The sequence below is a fragment of the Shimia sp. R11_0 genome, from assembly GCF_017744035.1.
GTDB lineage: Bacteria > Pseudomonadota > Alphaproteobacteria > Rhodobacterales > Rhodobacteraceae > Shimia > Shimia marina.
On sequence record NZ_JAGHQY010000001.1, the window covers coordinates 239675 to 259291 of the forward strand.

Genomic DNA, 19617 nt, shown 5'->3' on the forward strand with positions numbered 1-19617 from the left:
TACTGTCTACCCGAGCACGACCCCCTGCCAAAAAAATACTCCGCTTGACAAAAAAAATCGCCATTTCTTCATGAAAATGGTTAAGCGAATGAGGAGGTGTGCGCCCAAAAAACAAGGCAAGCATCACAGGTGCCCTAGGAAAATGCTGCGCTTGCGAAAGAGCCTAGGGCGTGTAGCCGAATCTTCTGCACAAATCGTGGTAGACTTGGCTGTTCTCACGTTGGCTTGCCACCTGCTTGGATATCTTGCGGCGCGCACGTGTGCTGATGTCTTTGGTGTGTCGACCGCTGTCACCGCTCAGATGAACCTGTTCCCGCCCTTCAATTGCATCAGGAGCAAAGGGCAAATTCAGAACATCGCAGATCTTGCGCAAAGCTGTCTGTGGCTGGTTGACAAAATCTTCGTAAAGCACCACCGGCACATCTTTGTAGCGCTCCAAAAATGTCACATAGCGGCGCGCGTATTCTTCGAGCGTGAAAGGCTCGAGGAACTTTGCCCCCCATCCAGCCGCTTCCAACGAAAGAAAGGAGTCAAGCGGGTGGCGCACCGTGACCACGGAAAGAACCGGCAGCTCTTCTGCCACCATTTCCCGCAGCGTTGGCCGTGCATTGGGATCTTGCTGTGTGCAGAAGCAGGAATGGGCATGATCGCGCAGCACGAGATTCTGACCGGTATTGAAAAGCTCATTGCGGATCGTCCGCAGCGTGCGCTGGAAGCTCTTGACCACCACCTCATCCGACACAGGCTGCGGCGACTGGCGCAGCGGCCGCAAGAGATCCGTGGGGGTAAAGCGGGTTGATGGCATCAAAATATCGCTAAGTGGGTCAATTTCGCTGAACACCACCGTGTCCGGCAAACCGGCAATGCACTTGGAAATCAAAGTGCCGCCGGTGCAGGCGAAATGATGGATCGTTCGCACCGGTTCAAGCGATTGCGCCACGGATGTTCCGCTGGAAAGATCACTCAGAATGGCAGAGAGGCCATGATTGTGCGCTGCGGGCAAAATATCAGAGTGCACACCATCGTCAATCAGCATGCGCATGGCCGCCCCCAATGACCCCAGATCAGACAGAAGAGACGCCGCCAAAACGCGCAACCACCGGGCGTGGGCCGGCAGAAAAGCCTGTGCCTTGGCAATATGCTTTAAGCTGGTCTCTTTTTGTCCGGGAAGCCGCTGAAAATGCGCTGCCGCCAGCAGGTGGCTGAGGGCAGCATGCTCTGGTGACAGAGCATGGACCATGGCGTCAAACGCAGCAGGAAATCCCTCCTCACCGGCCTCCAGACACCGATCAAGGCCCGCCACCAACGGCGAAAACTCAGGTGCGTTGCTTTGTGCCCCGAGCGTAGCGTAGATGCCCTGCGCCCGCTCAACAAATCCAGAGACCAGCGCCTGAGGCAGGCCTTCGGACCGCGTTGGGAGAGACAAAGCAAACGATGCAGGTCGGGGCGCAAGGACCAGAGGTGCAACGGCGGCTTTGCTGAGCTGCGCGGCTTCGCTCCACTCCACATCATAATTGAGCTCCTTGCACAGCAAGGCATAGGCACCCTCTTTGCGATCTGCATCCGTCACGCAAGCCAACGCGCGCTGCGCCTCTTCTGCCGCCAGATATTTGGGCGTAGCCGCGCTGCTGGATCTGGGTGGCAATCTTGGTGCCTTCAGATCCAATGCTTTACACAGGCTCTGAACCCCCAGAAAATCCCGCACAGACGAAGCGTCCCCCTGTCCTGAGAGGTCAAAGAGTTCTTCGGCCTTCAAGAGCGTGACAGAGGATGATGCAACGGCTTCGAAAAGGCTCTGGCAGAACCGATCCAATGCCAACGGCATGTTTGGTGTCGTGCCCAAGTGATGCGCATAGGCCCGCAACGGATGGCAGACCAGAGCGGCCCCTCCCAGAGTTGGGGCAACATCGCCGCCCTCCGCCAAGACGACAAGCGGGCGGCCTTCGCGCTGGAGGGCCTTGGCCAGACTGCCAGCCGCCGCACTCAACACCTGCTTCTGAAGCGCGGGTGACACCGCAACAATGTCGCCGCCAAGCTGGCTCGTCTTCACGGGCAAGACGGAAGGCAAATGGGTTTGCCACCATGCTGAGCGGGCCTGATCCAATCCGGGAAAGACCCGAAGGAGGCGTGGCACATAAGAGGCTTTCTGGGCCTGAAGGGCCTGCACCTGAGCTTCACAGCGGCTGAGCAGGCTTGGCAAGGAGGCTCTTTGGGCGGCATCCGCCACGGGCAGACCTGATCGTTCAACCAGCGCCACCGCACTATCAAGGCTGCTCAAAGCGCGGGCTTCGTGCGCCTCGTGATCACGAGTCTCTTTCTTCTTGGACTTGCGCGGCATCAGGATGCTCCATGGGCAAGATCGTCGGCATCTGCGGACACGCGGGGGTCCTCTCCGTCAGAGGAGATGACACGGTCGCGCAGATGTGCGGCGGCCTCCTGAAGCTGAGGCGTGAGCTGTTCCAGCAGATCTTGTAGCGCTGATTTTTCGTCATAGAGCGCGCCAAAGCGGGCCCGCATGTCCTCCAGCTCATCCTGTAGCCGCCCTTGGTTTTCCAGAACAAGCGTGAGGTCTCGGCGCGCGAGCTGATAGTCAGCGTTCAACCGAGTGTAACGCTCTTGTTCTTGTGCCTGTGTCACCTGCATTGCCTCGATTTCGCGGGCTTTTTCAAGCGTGGCCTGCTGGGCCTGACGCACATCCAAAAGATGCTCTTCGATCTTTTCCTTCAATTCCGGAATCTGCTTCAGCTCCTCGAGCTTCTTGGTTGCGGCCGCAGTCTCGGTTTTAGATTCGTTCCACTGCGACTTCAGGAAGGCACAGCGCTTCTCAAGCGCCTCCTGTGCGTCTTTGGCTTGCTTTCTCAGTTCCGCGATCTGTTGAGCAGCCTCGGTCTGTGCTTGCTCAGCAGAGCTGCGCTGCGCCTCAAGTTTTGCGTTCAACGTGTCGACTTCTTTGAGACCTTCAAGCTTCTTGCGCTGTGCCAATAAGGCCGCTTCTGCAACTCCCAGTTTTTTCTGCAGCTTATCACCGGAATCGCGCAGCTCATCCCGCGCGCGTTTCAGAGCGCTCTGCTGGTTCAGTGCCTCGGTATTGGCGGCCTCCAGATCCATATTGGCTTGCTTCAGTGTGTCGATCTCTGCCCGCAGCTTCTGCTGCTGTTTCGTCAGCAGATCACATTCCTGCTGTACGCTGTCCCGCGCTGCTTTCAAACGTTTCTCGGTTGTCTGAAGCCGCTCCTGCGCCGCCTGACGTACGCGGTTCATGGTTTTTTTCTGTTTTTCGATTTCAGACCGCAGTGCATCAAGTTCATCCAGCGCCTTGAGCTCTTTCTCAGTTGCTGCGAGTTTGGACTTTTCTGCAACCAGACGGCTGGCAAGATCTTTCTGTTTGGCCTGCATCTGAGTCTGCGTTGCTGCGTGTTTTTCTTTCTCTTCCGTAAGAAGCTTTTGCGCCGCTGCGACCGACTGATCAGCTTTCGTCTTTTGCTCTTTCAGCGTTCTTTGAAGATCGTTTATGGTCTTGTCCGATGTTTCCTGAGCCGCCTGAGCGGTTTTCTTCAACTCTGCAAGCGCTTTGTCTGCGCTGTCGGCCCTGCTCTCTGTTTCATGCAGTTTCGCCTCTTGAGCCGCCAGCTTTGCTTTGTGGTCATCTACACGCTTTTGCAGTGCAGCCTGCTTCACGTTGAACCGCGCTGCAAGTTCCTGTGGCAGGATCGAAACCTTGTTTTTCAATGTGTCGACACTGATCTCAAGATCTTTGTTGGCGCTTTTCAGTTCGGCAATTTCCGCGTGCTGCTGCTTGCCCAGCGCCTGTTGCTCGTCCAGTTGGGCGGACACCTCTTTGAGTGTTGCCGCAGTGGTTTTCGTGCGGGTTTTATGCTCGTCAATCTTCACGTTCAGACGTTGCACCGTTTTTTCCGTCGAGGTGAGCTTGCGTTGACGCTCCGTGGCCAATTTGCTCTTCGCCTTCAGATCGCTTTCAAGCTTCTTGCTCTGCTTACGCAACACTGCGTTTTCTTTGAGGGTTTCGGCCTGCTTTGACGTCAAAGCAGAGAGTTCTGATCGCACCTCGGCCAATGTCGCCGCCAAAACATTGGGGCGCAGCCAGAGCACAGGCCAATCCGGATCCTCCGCATCGGTTTCCATAAGCTGAAAAAAGGCATCTTCCAGATATTTCTGAATGTGCGGCGCCGGATCCGCATTTTCAAAAAAGGCTTCGCTGCCTGCACAAATTGAGATTTGTTCAAGATCAGACAATAGTCCGGCGGCGTGCAAACCTTGCAGCACCGCGATTTCATCACCGGGCAAGTGCATCCACAGACGCAATGGCCCCACGAGCTTACCAAGTCTGGACACAAGCTTTTGGGCTGCGGTGGCCGAGGTTTGGGTAGTTTCCCGCACGGACAGGCCAGGCAGCAAAGCTTTGAGCGTCTCTTTGGGCCGCGCGGTGCCAAACAACCCCGGCCAAGTGTACTCTGTGAGGGTCACATCACCGCTTTCAGCGGCCGGAAGGGCCTCAATCAAGGTGGTCCATTCCGGAAGGCCCGCCTGTTCCACCACGGTTTTGGCTTGCGGAGAGACCACTATGATCTGCTCTGGCCAGCCATTCATATGTGCCTGAAAGTTCGTGGCCGCACTATCGGAAATCTGGCCGAGAACAATAAGAGCGCCAGGGATTTTTGTCTGTTCTGTCATAGTGCTTTTTCTCAAAATCTTTGGGTAACAATAAACGGTGGCACCCGTTGGTCTAGTGCCCTTGCAATTCTTGCTTCAAATCCGCGCGACGAAAGACTTCCAACGCGCCACCAACGGTACAGTTTACAATCTCACGTCCGTCTTTTTCATAGATCTGTTTGGCCAATTCGAAAGAGGCCTGCATGTGATCCGTGTCCGCAGCCTGCCATATCTTGCCTTGAAAATACGTAGGGTCAAAATGGTTCAGATCAGGCGTTGTTTGATGCACAAGGTCGCCTTCCTTCAGTGTCTTATCCTGACGATAGCTGTTGTCGACTCCAATGAGGATAATTTTGCGATATCCTGCGCAATAAAGGATCTGTAGCCAAAAAAATGAGACGGTTGCGTGCCATGCAACCTTCTTTGCAAGATCCTCAGAAAAGAACATCGGGCCGCCCAGCGCGTTCAGCCAGATGGTTTTGTCATTGTCACCCAGAAGATGGCCAAGCCAAACAGGAAAGAACCGCCAATGCGCGCCGAGTTGAAACACATGTGGGGCCTGTTCTGCGACCAGAATATTGCTCACCGCCGCGCCGCAGGCGGCCTCAAACAAACTTTGATGGCGCGTTGCATAGTTGGAAATGAACACGTCCTGCCCCTGCAGTGCATCCAGATCAGTGACATTGAGAGATGGTCCATTGCCCACCAGAATGGCGGTGTCAGAGCGACGTTGCTTGGCAAACTGTTCAAACCGGGTCTGAGATTTGGTCAGACGGTCCAGAACCCACGACGTGTCAAAGCCAAGGTGTTGCTGTGCTGCATTGAGAGGATACAGCCCGTTTGTCTGTGTCAGAAAAGCAGCGCTGTCGTGCAGCAGGTCAGCCTCAAGCGCAAGGCCGCGGCTGGGAGGCAAGGTGGTCGGACAGGGCAAGGCCAAATCATGGTGGGCCATCCAAGCAAGGACATTGGCAGCCTGTTTGCTTTGCGCGTGCCATGTCTGGCGTGCAAGCCGTCTCATCTCATGTTGCGCGGGGGCACTGCTGTTGAAGATACAACACAGCTGTTTGGCGATGGCCGTGATGTCACCCGCATCATCGGGCCGCGCCTCAAAGACTTTTTGAGCGGCCGAAAACAGATCCTGCAAAGGCACAAACCCATGCAAATCGCGGGTGGGTTCACATAGGTGAAACAGCTGCTGTATCTCTTGGAAGCTCTGCGGTGCGAAGGCTGACATCAGAAATCCACGCCACTTTGTTCAAACTGACATCCCCGTGGTGCAAGACGGCGTGCCACATCGGAGAATGAACTGCCGCTGCTGGCAAGGAAGCGCTTGGACCGCGCCAGAAGCATCATGTCAGCCAGAGCGTACTGTGCCTGCGCGCAGGAGCGATCATAGAGATCTCTGGGAAGGTTCCGCAGACGGTCTCCATAACGCTCCTGAAGGGTCACGTAAGTTTCCGGAAGATCACAGGCCACAAACAAGCTGTCACACGCACCCTCCGCCACGAGAGCATCCAGCCGTGTGATGAATGCGGAGACATGGCTTTGCGCCCGCCACAGCTTCAGTTCCTCATGACGGATCGCCGGCCAGTTTTCGGGAGCTTCCCAACTCAGGTGATCAAACCCATCGCCTGTTGCCATACGGATATGGGCCGAGACATCGGAGGGAAAGGGCACTTGCTTCAGAAGGTCGAGAACCGGTTGTGAAGGACGCAACCCGTGTAGAAAGCGGTCTTCATGCTCCCAAGAATAGTAGGGGCTGTTCAACGTATAGGCGGATCTGATGTAGATATGTTGCGATGCAAACCGCTGCGGATCGGGCAGAACCGGCTCCTGAAATTGCGCGCCGGGCTCAATCTCCATGTAATTGTAAACTTTGGCTGCGCTGTCGCGCATCACATCATCACTGTCATCGGCAACAACGGGACCAGCATAGTCAAATACGTCGACCATATCAGCCTGACAATGATGATCCCGGCGCCAAATCACAACCAGCTGCCGATCTGTCGCATCCGCAATACAGGCCGCAGAGGCAAGCGCACGCATGCGGTTTCCCAGACCATGCTGTGCATCAATAAACAGATAGGACCTGCGAATGATGGCCGCAGGCGCAGGTATCTTTGAATTTGAGACCACAGACGCGCTCACTGTCGCCCTTTCCTTGGTGCTCCCTGAGAGTTGACCAGTCAACGGCTCCCCCTCAAGAAGCGCCTTTCGTGAACTTGGATCGCACAGCGCGAATCGGGCTGGTGATGCGCCAAGAGTTTGATCCATAGACACGATCCAATTCCTGCGCGAGCGCTTCGAGCTCTTTGGTCTGACGGTTGAAGCTGTCTTGAAGCTGCAGCATCGCCTGCCCCAAGGCGGAATCGCGTGCCTCACCAGATTTTTTGGCACTCTCGGCACGTCGAGCAAGCTCTTCTTCAGACCATTTTTTGTGCCCTTCAAGCTCCTCCTGAAGGGCATCTATCTCTTTGTGCTGCTGCACCATACGAGATTGCATATCCAACATATGCTGCCCGAGGACTTCTTCACGCGCTTTGCGCTGATCTTCGGCCTGACGGAGGCGACGATCTTGTGCTTCGTTCTCCGCCCTCAGAACATGCATTTCCATCAGTTTGACACGCGCTTCTGCCAATCGCGTTTCCTTGTCCGTAACGCTTTCAGTAAGCGCACGAATGTCCACCATCAGCGTTTGAACAGTCTTTTGCAGCAATCCACGCTCCTTGCGCAGACCTTCGATTTGTTTGGTGTTTTTCTCTGTGATTTGAAGTTGATCGGACAGACTGCTGCGCAGGAGTTGCTGTTCCTGCAACACCACGCTCAGTTCACCATGCGCTTGTGTCACCAATGTCACCTGAGCAGCAAGGCTTTCGCGCAACAACGCAGTCTCTTCGGACAAAACGTCAACAGCCTGTTGGCGCGCGGAAAGCTGCTCCAGCTGCCCAGCGAGATTTTCACGCAAAAGCGCGCGTTCCTGCTTGATCTCATTCAAGGATGCACTGAGCTTGGCGACCTCTTCGCTTTGCGACGTGAGGCTTTCGCGCAGCAATGACCGTTCCGCATCAAGATCGCCTATTGAGGCCGTCAGCTTTGCAACCTCTGCCGATTGCGCAGAAAGGCTTTCGCGCAAAAGCGCGCGTTCAGCTGTCAGCGCTTGTGATTCTGTGGAGGCCTTAGCCACTTCTTTGGCTTGCGCTGAGAGACTCTCTCTTAGGAGATCACGCTCCCCCTTCAAGCCATCCGCCCTGGAGGTGGTCTCCGCGAGTTGGCTCAGATGGCTATCCAAACTCTCCCGAAGAAGTTTCTTTTCTTCGGACACAGCCTCAAGCGTGGCACTGTGCTGTGCCGTTTGCTCAAGTTGTTTTGCAAGGTTGTCTTTGAGCAGGGCGCGTTCTTGTTCTGCAGATTTTGCGGTTTCATCAAGCTGTGCGACACGCGCTTCCAAATCTGAAACCGCCGTGCGCCAGCTTGACACCTGCTGCCACATTGCATGCGTCTGGCTGGCCTGTGTCTGCGGCGACGCTCCAATCAGGAAGGCCAGCAGGCTGTCGGCAAGCGCCTGAAGCTCTTTGTCCTGAGAGATGGCGATTGAGGCAAACCAGAGATCACTATCTTGCGCAGGCGCGACTTTGGCCGGTTTTACCGCAATACCAAAGCGCGATTGAAGCACATCCACAACTGCAGGATCTCCTGAAAGCATGCCTTCCAACGATACAAGAGTAACATCGCGCCGCCGCGTTCTCAGACTTTTGAGAATTTCCGATCCTTGGTCGCGCCACTGATTGAGTGCCTCAGGCAAGGAGATGCCCTGAGACAGCAGAGCGGTCACCGCAGCGCTCGGTGTGCGCAACGGAACCAAAACAGCGCCTTTGGGTCGCAATTTCAGACCAGCGCCGAGAGAGTCATGCCGCTGTTGTTCAGAGACAGTAAGCTTACCATCAAAGCAGGTATTCACGGCCTCTAAAGCATCCGCTTCTGTCTTCAGAATGACGATGGGCAATGTGTCGTGAGAGACTGAATTTGCAGACATTTTGTAGTCCATAATTGGGCTGGCCTGAGAATTGAGTGACATTAAATTCCTACGATTTTATATCTTTACTAAACAAAATACCCGGACGGGCGCACATCAACTCAAACGGGTCGTATAAAAATTTGTCGCTCACATAGCCTTTGATAGCTGGATTGGCGCACTGCGTAAACCGCGGGCTTTTGGTAAGACGAAGAACTGCAAATCAAACAACTCAAGGGTGAAATTTTTTGTAGGGAGCGGGATGATGATGGTGTGATACTTGTCATCTCCTATCAGCCCATCGCTGTTTTCAACCGTATGCATCAGCGTGGCGACCCGCCTTTTCGGCTCCCAAGGGACGGCGTCCTGCCATTTGGTATCATCAAATTGACCTTGGCGCACAGAGCTTCTGACGAGCATATCCTGCTGCGCCGCTTGAGAGCATTTCCAATCAAGTGTCAGTCCCAAAACATCGCCGGGGAGAAACTGCCCGATCCTGAGAACCAAGCAAAGGTTGAACCAATCCGGCGTGCCAGAGATTTTCGCCTCTGTTTTGAACAGAGCACCATGGTCGCGGGAGACAGACATATCAACAGATCCACCTCCATCATCCCACGTGAAATAAATCCCGTCTCCAAGTTTTTGACCGTTCTCCAGCCGCTTGGGCAGATCAGCGGCCCTGATTTGGACCAGTGTATTCAGGAGAGCTTGCGCACAAAGATGGGACATGGACACTTCTCAAAAAGACATGCCAAGCATGTCGATCTCCTAACAACCGCCGGGCCAAACCCAATTTGACTGCCAAGACTCGTAAAATTCAATGCTCACGGTAGACCGCGAAAAAGGATGAACAAATTCGGCAGCAAATTAGCTTGAGACTTGCGACAAAAGCAATAACAAGACCGCGCATTTTTTCATTCAATGGCACCTGACGCACAACAGCAAGGCAGACAGAGGGCCCATCTCAGGTTAACAGCACGGTCTGTTGGCACAGACGGCGCAGCCGCCGCCTGTTTTTAGGTGATTCTACCGATGTGCTTAGAGCTTGGGCTCAGGAAAACCCTTTGCGCCCAATACTGTCATAGGCCTCAAAACCTGCGCGCTTGGCATCGCGCACAGAATAGATGTTGCGCAGATCGGCAAGGCGCGGAGTCTGCATCTTGCGCGCAAGTTTTTTGAGATCCAGCGCTCGGAACTCGTTCCATTCCGTCAAGATGACCAGAAGGTCGGCATTTTTTGCGGCCTTATAAGCATCCTCGACCCATTGCACCCCGGGCAGCAATGCTTCACCTTCATGGCGCCCCTGCGGGTCTGTGACACGCACCTTGGCCCCACCACCTACGAGCGCGGGCACAAGGGTCAGAGAGGGCGCATCCCGCATGTCATCGGTGTTGGGTTTGAATGTCACCCCCAAAACTCCGATGGTTTTGCCATTGAAAGACCCGCCGCAAAGATCCTGCAGCTTATCAATCATGCGCCGTTTCATTTCTTCGTTCACGGAGATCACGGTTTCCGTGATCTGCATGGGGGTGGCGTGCTCCTGACCGATCCGGGCAAGTGCCTTGGTGTCTTTCGGAAAACAGGAGCCCCCATAGCCAGGGCCGGCATGCAGGAATTTATTCCCAATGCGCCCATCCATGCCCATGCCTTTGGAAACCTGTTTCACATCCGCACCGACCTTTTCACATAGCGCGGCAATCTCGTTGATAAAGGTGATTTTTGTCGCCAAAAACGCGTTGGCGGCATATTTGATCATCTCCGCACTTTCGAGATCCGTGGTCACCACAGGAAACTCGCGCAAATAGAGCGGCCGATAGATTTCATTCATCACCTCAGCTGCGCGGTCATTTTGAACGCCGACCACCACGCGATCAGGCTTCATAAAGTCGTCAATTGCTGCGCCTTCACGCAGAAATTCCGGGTTGGAGGCCACATCAAACTCTAGCGACGGATTGGCCTTATGTACCACCTGCTTCACCTGACGATTGGTGCCCACAGGCACCGTGGATTTGGTGACGATCACAACATAGTCTTTCGCCGCTCTGGCAATTTCCTCCGCAGCGGCCATTACATAAGTGAGATCAGCGTGACCATCACCACGCCGCGTCGGGGTTCCAACGGCAATGAACACAGCCTGTGCGCCATCGATGGCGGTCGCAAGATCCTGTGTGAAACTCAAACGACCCGCCGCAACATTTTTGGCCATCAAGACATCCAGACCGGGTTCGTAAATCGGCACCTCCCCCTGCTCCAGCATGGAAATTTTGGCAGGATCCTTGTCTACACAGACAACATCATGTCCGAAGTCAGACAGGCACACACCGGAAACCAATCCGACATAGCCCGTGCCAATCATTGCAATTTTCATGAGAGACGCCTTTGTGTCTTACGCTTTTCTTTCACGCTGTAATGCGCGCTTGCGTCAAAGCTGTCAACGCGGGCAGCACCTCATGCCAAGGAGTCATTGGTGTTTTCATGCCAGCGCAGAAAGCTCAATGAGGCCTGAGCCTGGCTGTCAGCTCGACCGGCGGGTAGCGCCTTCTGTCAGGAAAACACTGGCATGTGACATGGCCTCAGCAATGGTCACATCCATGTCCAAATATCGATAGGTGCCCAAGCGCCCCACAAATGTGACGCCTTCCTCAGCTTGTGCAAGCGCTTCGTACTCCAATAATAACGCCTTTTCCTGAACCAATCGGATCGGATAATAGGGGATATCGCCCGGCGCGCAGGCACGCGAAAATTCTCTGTAGCACACCGTCTTGTCATGGGTTTCCCAAGGCGCAAAATGTTTGTGCTCCGTGATGCGGGTGAAGGGAACGCTAGGATCACCATAGTTCATCACCGCACAGCCCTGCCAATCCCCATCGGCATCAAACCGCTCAAAATCCAATGTGCGATATCCCAAACGGCCTAGCTTCTCATCGAAATATCCATCCAGAGGCCCCGACCAGAACATATGATCCACGCGGCTCGCCTGCTCTTTGGAAAACGGCGTATTCAAATGGACATCGATATTGGGGTGATCCAGGATCGCACGCACCATCTCCGTGTAGCCGGCCTCTGGAATACCCTGAAAGCGGTGGGCAAAATAATTGTCGTCATAATTGAAACGCAGCGGCAAACGCTTGAGAATTGCAGCAGGCAATTGCGTCGGCGCGCAGCCCCATTGCTTCTCCGTGTACCCCTTAAAAAACGCCTCATAAAGCTTGGGCCCCACAAAGCGCAGCGCCTGTTCTTCAAAACTCTGGGGATCTGTAATTGTGAGATCTGCCTGCGTGTTTTCAATGAAGTGGCGCGCTTCATCTGGACGGAAGGTCCGGCCAAAAAACTGGTTGATGGTGTGCAGATTGATGGGCAGGGAATAAACCGCCTCTCCCACCGTCGTTTTAACCTGATTGCGAAAGGGCCGGAACACCGCGAAACTGTTGACGTAATCCCAGACCCGCTGATTGTCGGTGTGAAAGATGTGAGGCCCATATTTGTGCAGCATCACACCGGTCTGCTGACACCTTTCCGTGTGGCAGTTTCCGGCAATGTGGGAGCGGCTTTCGACAATGGTGATCTTATGCCCCGCAGTCGCCAAAATACGACCGATCACTGCTCCGGAGAGCCCAGCGCCCACCAACAAAATATTCATAAATTCTACTTTCGCGTCATAAATGCTAATTTTGTAGAAGCTTGTCAGCCTCGAAACAAGCGTCGCAGCAGGCGCGCTGTGCATCCATGAGAGAAAGTCGGTGCAAAGCCATTTGTTTTATCATTTTGCGAGCCCTTCTCCGCTCTACAAGCGTAGTCAAAAGGCAACAGTCACAGAACGCAATGCGCGCTCTGTGACCAAAACTTGTAGCCCAAGGCAGAATTCCTGCCCGTGTCAGCGCGCCACAAACTCAAACTGTTTTTCCTGAAGCGATGCGATCAGCTTAGCGCGCACATCCGCAATGTTAGGCACCAAATCCATCACACGCGCTGAATTTTGGCCCTTTTTAAGCAAGGCTTCATCCACTTGGGCGGCGTAGTTCGGATGTTCCGACGGGTCAATTCCCAGAAAGGAGACCAGTTCTCCAACGCGTTTGCGACCCGCATCAGGATCACTGTAAACGTCTTCGAAATACACAACAAATGGGCTCTGGCCATTTTTGGAGAATTGTGCTGCCAGCAACTGACGGCGCTTCTGACAATACCCCATATGTCCGAGGGCTGCCTGCGTATCGATGTCGTGCAGCTTAACCTCACCGGCTTCCACACGATCATAGGTACCACGCACCCCTTTGCCGCCCCAGGCTCCGGTCTGTTTCGCCAGTTCAAGAGACAAGATTCGATCCTGCTCCGCGCGGCGATCGAGGATGACATGCCTGTAGCCGAGTTCTGTGGCATAAGTCATCAGAGTGTTGTTCAACTCTTCGGGCACGAGTTCATAGCAGTGTTTGATCACAGGACGCTTTTCCAAAGCACTGCGCAAATCTGCCTGAAGCAATTTGGCGTCCTGCTTTTCACGCCAGTTTCGGGTCACCCAGCCCAGCGTTCTCTCGACGTTGAAAGGTTCATGCTCAATTTTAGGATGCTCGGTCAGTTCACTCAAAAGGGCAGCCAAAGTTGTGCCACCGGTGCGCTGCATCGTCCAAATAATGTAGGGGGCGCTCACAAAATTTATCCTTGAAGTAATACTCTAGGGAGTGAGGTAGCATTGGCCTATTGCGCAGGCAAGCTTTCGCCCCCCATCATGGCTTTCGAAAGGAAAAACTCCCTCCATTTGAGCGGAGCAATGCCATTTGTTGCAGCGTTGATGGCTAAATCGCCCAATGGATCTCGCGAAAAGTCAGAGTGTTGGTGCCAAAATCATAGACTGCCCCTTTACGTGGCGGCTCTTGTGAGGAACAACTCAGATCAACCCAAATTGTGATTTTTTCAATTATTGAAATGACTGAAACAGCTGAACGCCTCCCGACAGTATCCATAATTGTGCCCGTTTATAATGTAAGCGACCATGTCCTCTCCTGTTTGGAGAGCCTGCAAGCGCAGACTTGGACAGACGTCGAAGTACTCGTGATTGACGATGGCTCAACAGATGAAAGCGGCGATATTGCTGAAAAGTTTTGCCAGAGTGACGCGCGCTTTCATTTCTTTCGCCAAGCCAATCTGGGGCTTTCTGGCGCCAGAAACACCGGTCTGGATCATGCAAAAGGCGAATACATTGGTTTCATTGACAGTGATGACCGTGTGGCGCCAAACTTTCTGGAAGTCCTGCTGGGCGCTTTGCAGGAGAGCAAAAGTGATTGGGTCGCATGTGCGATACAGTCCTGTCATCCGGATGGTTTGGGGGAGCTGCATTCAGCCATCCATGGTGCCAAAACGCCAGATACAGCAGCCGGCGTACGGCGATACCCTTTGGATAGCTGGACCGACGTCATCCGGCATTTCCCCTCGGCTTGGAACAAAATCTACCGCAAGACGCTGATTGACGGGCTGCGCTTTGAGGAGGGTACCTGGTTTGAAGATCACCGATTTTTCCAGCAGGTGGCGGCGCGCACAGATCATCTGCTACATGTGCCAGAGCCGTTGTATTTGCAAACGCGGGGACGTGACGGTCAGATTACCGCAACCGACAGCGAGCGCGTTTTTGAACAGTTTGACGTTTTACGGGGACTGCGCGACGTCATGCGGGCAACGCCACGGCCAGACGCAGACAAAGCCTTTGCGCGCCTCACTACCCGTCTGACATTTGAACGCAGCCTTGCCATTCGGGATCCTGAAAGACGCAGCCGGTTCGCACAGGCCTCTGCGGAGTTCATGCAGGAGCAGGGCATCACCTTCTCTGCGCATTGGGACCCGGAGATCTGGCGCAGCTGGGCGCTTGAGATTGCAGGCGACACCCCTCTCAGCGTCTGTATTCCCTACCGCCGCACATTGGACGCGCAGTTTCAGCAGACCTTGAACTGCCTAACGGCTCAAATTGGCCCCGCGATGGAGATCGTCTTGCTCTGTGAGGGCCGGTCAGACACCGCGCATGCACAGAACTATGCACAGACCCATGCCAATCTGCGTGTTTTGCCGCTAAAACTGCTGCGACAGGGCGCACTTTGGACACATCTCAAAGGGCATTTTGTCATTCTGATGCACGCCGGTGTGCGTTTTGAGTCAGTCATGTTGCTTCACCGCGTGGAAGACATGCTGCGCACCGATGCCGATATGGGTGTAACCGCTTTCGACATCCGCCCAAATGCGCCTGATGAAAGTGTTGTTTATCATAATGGCTTCAATGATATGCGCCCCTTTGCGGGTAATGCCCCCCAAAGCGGCACACTAAAAATGTCTCCGCAAATTGCCCTATCCATGGCACCCGAAACCGCGGCGCGTATTTTCAGCCGCGCGCTTCTCGCAGAGCAGGGCGTTGCATTCACAAAAGGTGCCAGACCCTCCTGGGCGCTCTGCCTCAATGCAGCGCTTGCGGCGAAACATGTGATTTATAGCAGTCACAGTGACATCGAAGTACCAGAAGTGCCACTTGATGGCGGCGCGGTCGGGCCTGGTCATGATGCGATGATCAAAGCACTTTCCGAGAACGTGAAAGATCAGCTGCCTGAAGGATGGGAACGCCTGCTGTATGACCGTGCCATGCGGGCTGAGCGACAGTCGCTGGCATCTCGAAACAAAATCAACAAGGCCATCGCCTTGGGGCGCGCCTCTTTGGGGGCCAGTCTCAGAGGATTGAGTGGCCCCACACCACAGATTGCCGGGTTTGATTCCGCTTTTGGTCCGGGATCTGCGCTGTTGCTGGACCCCGTTGGGCTGGCTGGGCGTGTGATGGGGCGCCCGCGCAACCGCTCTCTGTTGGAAAGGCAGGCGGAACTGGATGCCGCCGCAGGACAGCTGTCCAACATGCATGAAACGAAATCCATGCTGGTTTTCCCGCTGCAAGATGCAGCCGCGTTTCGCTACTTTGCTGACTTCCGCAATACCCCCTATGCGAATATCTCCTTCTATGCGGTGGATCGTGTTCTGATTCCGTTCCACGTCTCGCTGCGATTTGAAGAACAGCTGATTGTTTGTAACGCCTTCGGCAATGACGGCTGGGGAACCGAAACCCGTGAACCTGTCACGCTTGCAAAAGAAGGGTGTTCGGTTGAAATCCTGCTGTCTGAGCGCAAAGTGCGCGTGCTTCTGAATGGCGCAGAGATCTTTGCTTTCGATGTGGCGCCATCCAGCAAAACAACAGGCATCGGCGATATCACATCCATTCGCCAAGTCGATCTGCAGGGTGACATCCGTCCGGAACTGATCTTGCCACAACAACCGCAGAAAGATCTCGCATTGGATGGCAGGCTGGTTTTGGTGGCAGGTTATGCCACCAAAGATCACAAAGTTGTCGATCTGACATCTGGAAACACATTGCCTGCAACAGAGGTACATACGGCAGACGGTCATGATGCCCTACAGGCGTTGCTGCCCGGCCGTCTGTGGCGGCATGTTCCCGAAGAAGAACACGCTGCACTGTCTCTGCAAGTGCAAGACCAGAGCGGCCAAGCGCTAGGCGCAGCACTCAATATCACGCGCGCGCAGATGGCGGCCCGTATTTCTGCGATGATGGCCCTGCATCCGAGCCACGCAGATAGCGCAGCGCTTTTCACCGCCATCGAACACGTGCGCCATGGCGATTTGTTCGCCCTGCTGTCAGGGCAAGCGCAGGAGATCCTGCAAGATCGCACCAGTTTCTACCAATTGGACGGATTCCTCGCGGATGACGCCGATGAGGACGACACGGTCACAGACACCCCGACGGATGAAACCGCCAGCGCAACCTTGCAGGCAGAAGACATCGACCCGGTTGTGCGGGAATTTGAAGCGGCTTTGGCCCTCTTCACAAAAAGCCAAGCCGCAATCCCGCCAGAAGACCCGCTCTCTGTTTTTGAGCAAATGTCGCTGTCATGGGAGGCCACTCAACAGGTGACACTGGCACTGGGGGAGTTCTTTACCCGCCAAGGTCAGGATTTTCACGCCTTCCATGCCATCGCAAAGGCCAAAGGCACGGCACCCTATGAAGGTAATGGCCATGCATGGAACGACTCGGCCATCTTGCCATTCCTGTTTGTGCAGAACGACATCGAAGCGCTACGCAATTGTTTCTGGTCGCTGACAACGCCCACAGATCAGTGGATTGTCACGCCCACCATTGCCTGGGTGGTGCGGCAGGCTCTTATGGCCACCTATATGGTGGAAACCGATCGTGAAAACATCCTCTATGCCTTTATGGAGTTTGTGGACAAACGCACTGCCGATTATTGGGAGCGTGCCCATTGCAAAGAGCTGACCTATACGGCTGCACAGCTGGTTTTCAACATGGGGCTGGCACCAGACTATCTGCGACAGGACATCATCTGGTTCTGTCTGCGCAACTACGGTCTGTCTCGACAGTTTTGGGCCTGCCTGCCCTCTTCTGAAATTCAGGATCTGCCAGCAGAACTTCAGGTTGCACGTGAAAAATTTGCCGATGTGATTGCCCACCAAACTGCGCCTGAGCAGGCACATGACGCCCTACGGTTCTTTCAGCAGGTTGGGTGTCGCGACGCAGTTCGCACACGGCGGGAGATCTTTGGCTCTGCGGGCATGCCGCTCTCGGAACAGACTGCCCCCAGCCTGTCAGACTTCGTTGCCGTGCATGGAGAGGCGGCCAAGGCCGCCATTCGATATATGGCTGCGCCACAAAGCAAACCGGTCTCAAAGGCAGTCTCTGATCTTGTGGCGCACCATCTGCCGAGCCTGACAACAGATCAGACCAAGACCCCTTATCTGAGCTTGCAGCGGGATGCCGCGCGCAACGCAGCCACGCTGTTGGCGGCGCCCGCAGATACCATTGATCCTGAGACCTTTCAGAATCTTATGACGCAATGCCATCAGCTTTCTGGCGAACGCTCTGGCTTTCTTGGTTTTGCGGTATGGATCGCATTGATCACAGGCTTTGCCCCTCACCCCATAAGGCAAGAGGAAATTGGCCAGATCCTTGGGCAGATCAAATGGCGTTTTGAGATGTTGGATTCGGATCGGCGCATGGCGCTCAAAGCGGCACCAGCCGTACAAATGGCCATGACAACATTGGCCAAGAGCTCCGTGGATGCCAGCATTCTGGCCCCGCTGCTTGCGCTTCTGGACATGCCCAGACCGCTGCAAAGTGGCACAGCTAAGACAGATTTTGCCGTCAATCCACTGTTTGACACAATTGTCACTGTGTTTTCCTGCAAACCCTATTTGGACACACGTATTCCGGCTCTGCGCGCAGGTTGGCTCAGCCTGCTTGAAGCACTGGGCGTGCCCTATGTGATTATGGTTGGAGATGGAGACGGATCTCAGGTCGGTGACGTCGTGCATCTGGATGCACCAGATGATTACGAAGGTCTGCCACAGAAGACACTGGCCACCATTCGCTGGGTGCATGACAATACCGATTTCACGCATATGCTGAAAATCGACGATGATTGCTTTATGAATGCGCCGTTGTTTTTCCACTCTCTGAGTTATCGCAAATTTGACTATTTCGGACGTCGGCTGACCCGCAGTATTGGGCAGCTGGACCGCGTGTGGCACCAGGCCAAATCCGCCTCTGCACGCGGCAAAATGGATTTGGACAAGTCCCCTGAACCTTCAAGCTATGCAGATGGCGGATCTGGCTACACCCTGAGCCGCACCGCGATGGCCGCGGCACTTGATGCGGCGGCCTCCCCAGAAGGGCAACAGTTGATTCAAGTGTCTTTCATGGAAGACAAGATGCTTGGCGATCTTCTGGCCCAGCGCGGCATTGAGGTGGTTGAAGAAGATTATGCGGTCACGGTGCGCCGTCGTCCCCATAGAGACGCAATTCCTGTTGCATCATGGCAAAATGGCTTTGATGCCAGCCTAACCGCGCCGGTGCATTTGGTGCATATGGACACGCATCTGGGCCAGCAGGAGGCCATTGCACAACTGAACAAGGCCACACTCACCCCCAAGAAGATCTGGCCCGCCTATCAGGAGATTCAGCTGGGCTACCAGAGCAATGCCCTTGAGCTTGTCACAGATGAAGGACGGCTTGATAGCGCCCGCAGCGCAGAGGTGGCCCTTGTGGCCTGTATGCGCAACGAAATGTTCATGCTGCCGCAGTTTCTGGCGCATTACCGCAAACTGGGCGTGGGTGCCTTTTTGATTGCGGACAATTGTTCTGACGATGGGACGCTTGAATATCTGGCCGCACAGCCAGATGTGAGTGTGTTCTCTGTGGATACGGATTATCGGCTGTCCCGCTATGGCGTGGCTTGGCAACAAGCCATGTTGGCAGAGTTCCGCGTTGGCAAATGGTCGATTGTGGCGGATGCGGATGAGCTTCTGGTCTGGCAGAAAACGCAGACAGAAACCCTGCCTGCGCTGGTGGCGCGGCCTGAGTTCGCGGAGGCGGAAGCCGCGCGAATTTTCATGCTCGACATGTATCCCAAAGGCCCGTTGGAAGGTGCAACATTCAAAACAGACCCTTTTGAGGAAGCCGGGTATTCAGACCGCACCCCGTTTTTGACCAACATGCCAGCCTATGGCCCCTACTCGGACCGTCCGACATGGACCAGCGCCCTGCGGCACCGGCTCATTCCGGGGTCACGCCCAAATCTTTTTGTGGCGCAGAAACTGGCCTTGCTGAAATACCAGCCCTGGATGCGCCTGTCGGCCGGGCTGCACTATGTGGGGGATGCCAAATTGTCGGAGCGCGAGCTGATTTTTGCGCACTTCAAATACAACGCCGATTTTCGGCGCAAGGCCAAAACCGAAGTCGCCCGGCGGCAGCATTTCAACGATGCGGAGGAATACCGCAAATACCTTGCGCTGGCCTCAGAGGGACGCAGCATCATCTATGACGCTCATACCTCTGCGCATTGGACAGATATTGACTTCGTAAAAGAGCGGCTTGATCCATGAAC

10 protein-coding genes are annotated in these 19617 nt (G+C 54.7%); 1 reads left to right on the plus strand and 9 read right to left on the minus strand.

The features are described 5' to 3' along the window. Positions 1–163 precede the first annotated feature (163 nt). The 9 genes from J7382_RS01025 to J7382_RS01065 form a co-directional block, all read right to left on the minus strand. On the minus strand, positions 164–2338 hold the full coding sequence (locus J7382_RS01025) for a sulfotransferase (protein WP_209066517.1): 2175 nt from the start codon (positions 2336–2338) through the stop codon (positions 164–166). After that, a complete protein-coding gene (locus J7382_RS01030) occupies positions 2338–4692 on the minus strand; it encodes a hypothetical protein (RefSeq protein ID WP_209066518.1) in 2355 nt (784 codons plus the stop codon). The genes J7382_RS01025 and J7382_RS01030 overlap by 1 nt, the downstream gene beginning before the upstream one ends. A gap of 52 nt (positions 4693–4744) precedes the next feature. After that, positions 4745–5905 (minus strand): hypothetical protein, encoded by a 1161-nt coding sequence (locus J7382_RS01035; RefSeq protein WP_209066519.1) that lies wholly within the window; start codon positions 5903–5905, stop codon positions 4745–4747. Continuing rightward, complete coding sequence (locus J7382_RS01040) at positions 5905–6819, minus strand: hypothetical protein (RefSeq protein ID WP_209066520.1); 915 nt, start codon at positions 6817–6819, stop codon at positions 5905–5907. Before J7382_RS01040 ends, J7382_RS01035 begins: the two co-directional genes overlap by 1 nt. Before the next feature lie 52 nt (positions 6820–6871). After that, positions 6872–8704, minus strand: coding sequence for a hypothetical protein (locus J7382_RS01045; RefSeq protein ID WP_209066521.1), 1833 nt, complete (start codon positions 8702–8704; stop codon positions 6872–6874). Between the two features lie 129 nt (positions 8705–8833). Beyond that, complete coding sequence (locus J7382_RS01050; RefSeq protein ID WP_209066522.1) at positions 8834–9412, minus strand: hypothetical protein; 579 nt, start codon at positions 9410–9412, stop codon at positions 8834–8836. Between the two features lie 322 nt (positions 9413–9734). Next, complete coding sequence (locus J7382_RS01055; protein WP_209066523.1) at positions 9735–11051, minus strand: UDP-glucose/GDP-mannose dehydrogenase family protein; 1317 nt, start codon at positions 11049–11051, stop codon at positions 9735–9737. Between the two features lie 147 nt (positions 11052–11198). After that, positions 11199–12323 (minus strand): UDP-galactopyranose mutase, encoded by a 1125-nt coding sequence (gene glf, locus J7382_RS01060; protein WP_209066524.1) that lies wholly within the window; start codon positions 12321–12323, stop codon positions 11199–11201. 234 nt (positions 12324–12557) lie between these two features. After that, positions 12558–13328 (minus strand): hypothetical protein, encoded by a 771-nt coding sequence (locus J7382_RS01065; protein WP_209066525.1) that lies wholly within the window; start codon positions 13326–13328, stop codon positions 12558–12560. A gap of 275 nt (positions 13329–13603) precedes the next feature. Between J7382_RS01065 and J7382_RS01070 the strand changes: the two genes are divergently transcribed. Further along, positions 13604–19615 (plus strand): glycosyltransferase, encoded by a 6012-nt coding sequence (locus tag J7382_RS01070; protein ID WP_247744772.1) that lies wholly within the window; start codon positions 13604–13606, stop codon positions 19613–19615. Positions 19616–19617: the final 2 nt, after the last annotated feature.

Coding starts and splice junctions, on each gene's coding strand:
- J7382_RS01025 (WP_209066517.1), bottom strand. CDS start 2,338: ATGCCGCGCAAGTCCAAGAAGAAAGAGACTCGTGATCACGAGGCGCAC.
- J7382_RS01030 (WP_209066518.1), bottom strand. CDS start 4,692: ATGACAGAACAGACAAAAATCCCTGGCGCTCTTATTGTTCTCGGCCAG.
- J7382_RS01035 (WP_209066519.1), bottom strand. CDS start 5,905: ATGTCAGCCTTCGCACCGCAGAGCTTCCAAGAGATACAGCAGCTGTTT.
- J7382_RS01045 (WP_209066521.1), bottom strand. CDS start 8,704: ATGTCTGCAAATTCAGTCTCTCACGACACATTGCCCATCGTCATTCTG.
- J7382_RS01050 (WP_209066522.1), bottom strand. CDS start 9,412: ATGTCCCATCTTTGTGCGCAAGCTCTCCTGAATACACTGGTCCAAATC.
- J7382_RS01055 (WP_209066523.1), bottom strand. CDS start 11,051: ATGAAAATTGCAATGATTGGCACGGGCTATGTCGGATTGGTTTCCGGT.
- glf (WP_209066524.1), bottom strand. CDS start 12,323: ATGAATATTTTGTTGGTGGGCGCTGGGCTCTCCGGAGCAGTGATCGGT.
- J7382_RS01070 (WP_247744772.1), top strand. CDS start 13,604: ATGACTGAAACAGCTGAACGCCTCCCGACAGTATCCATAATTGTGCCC.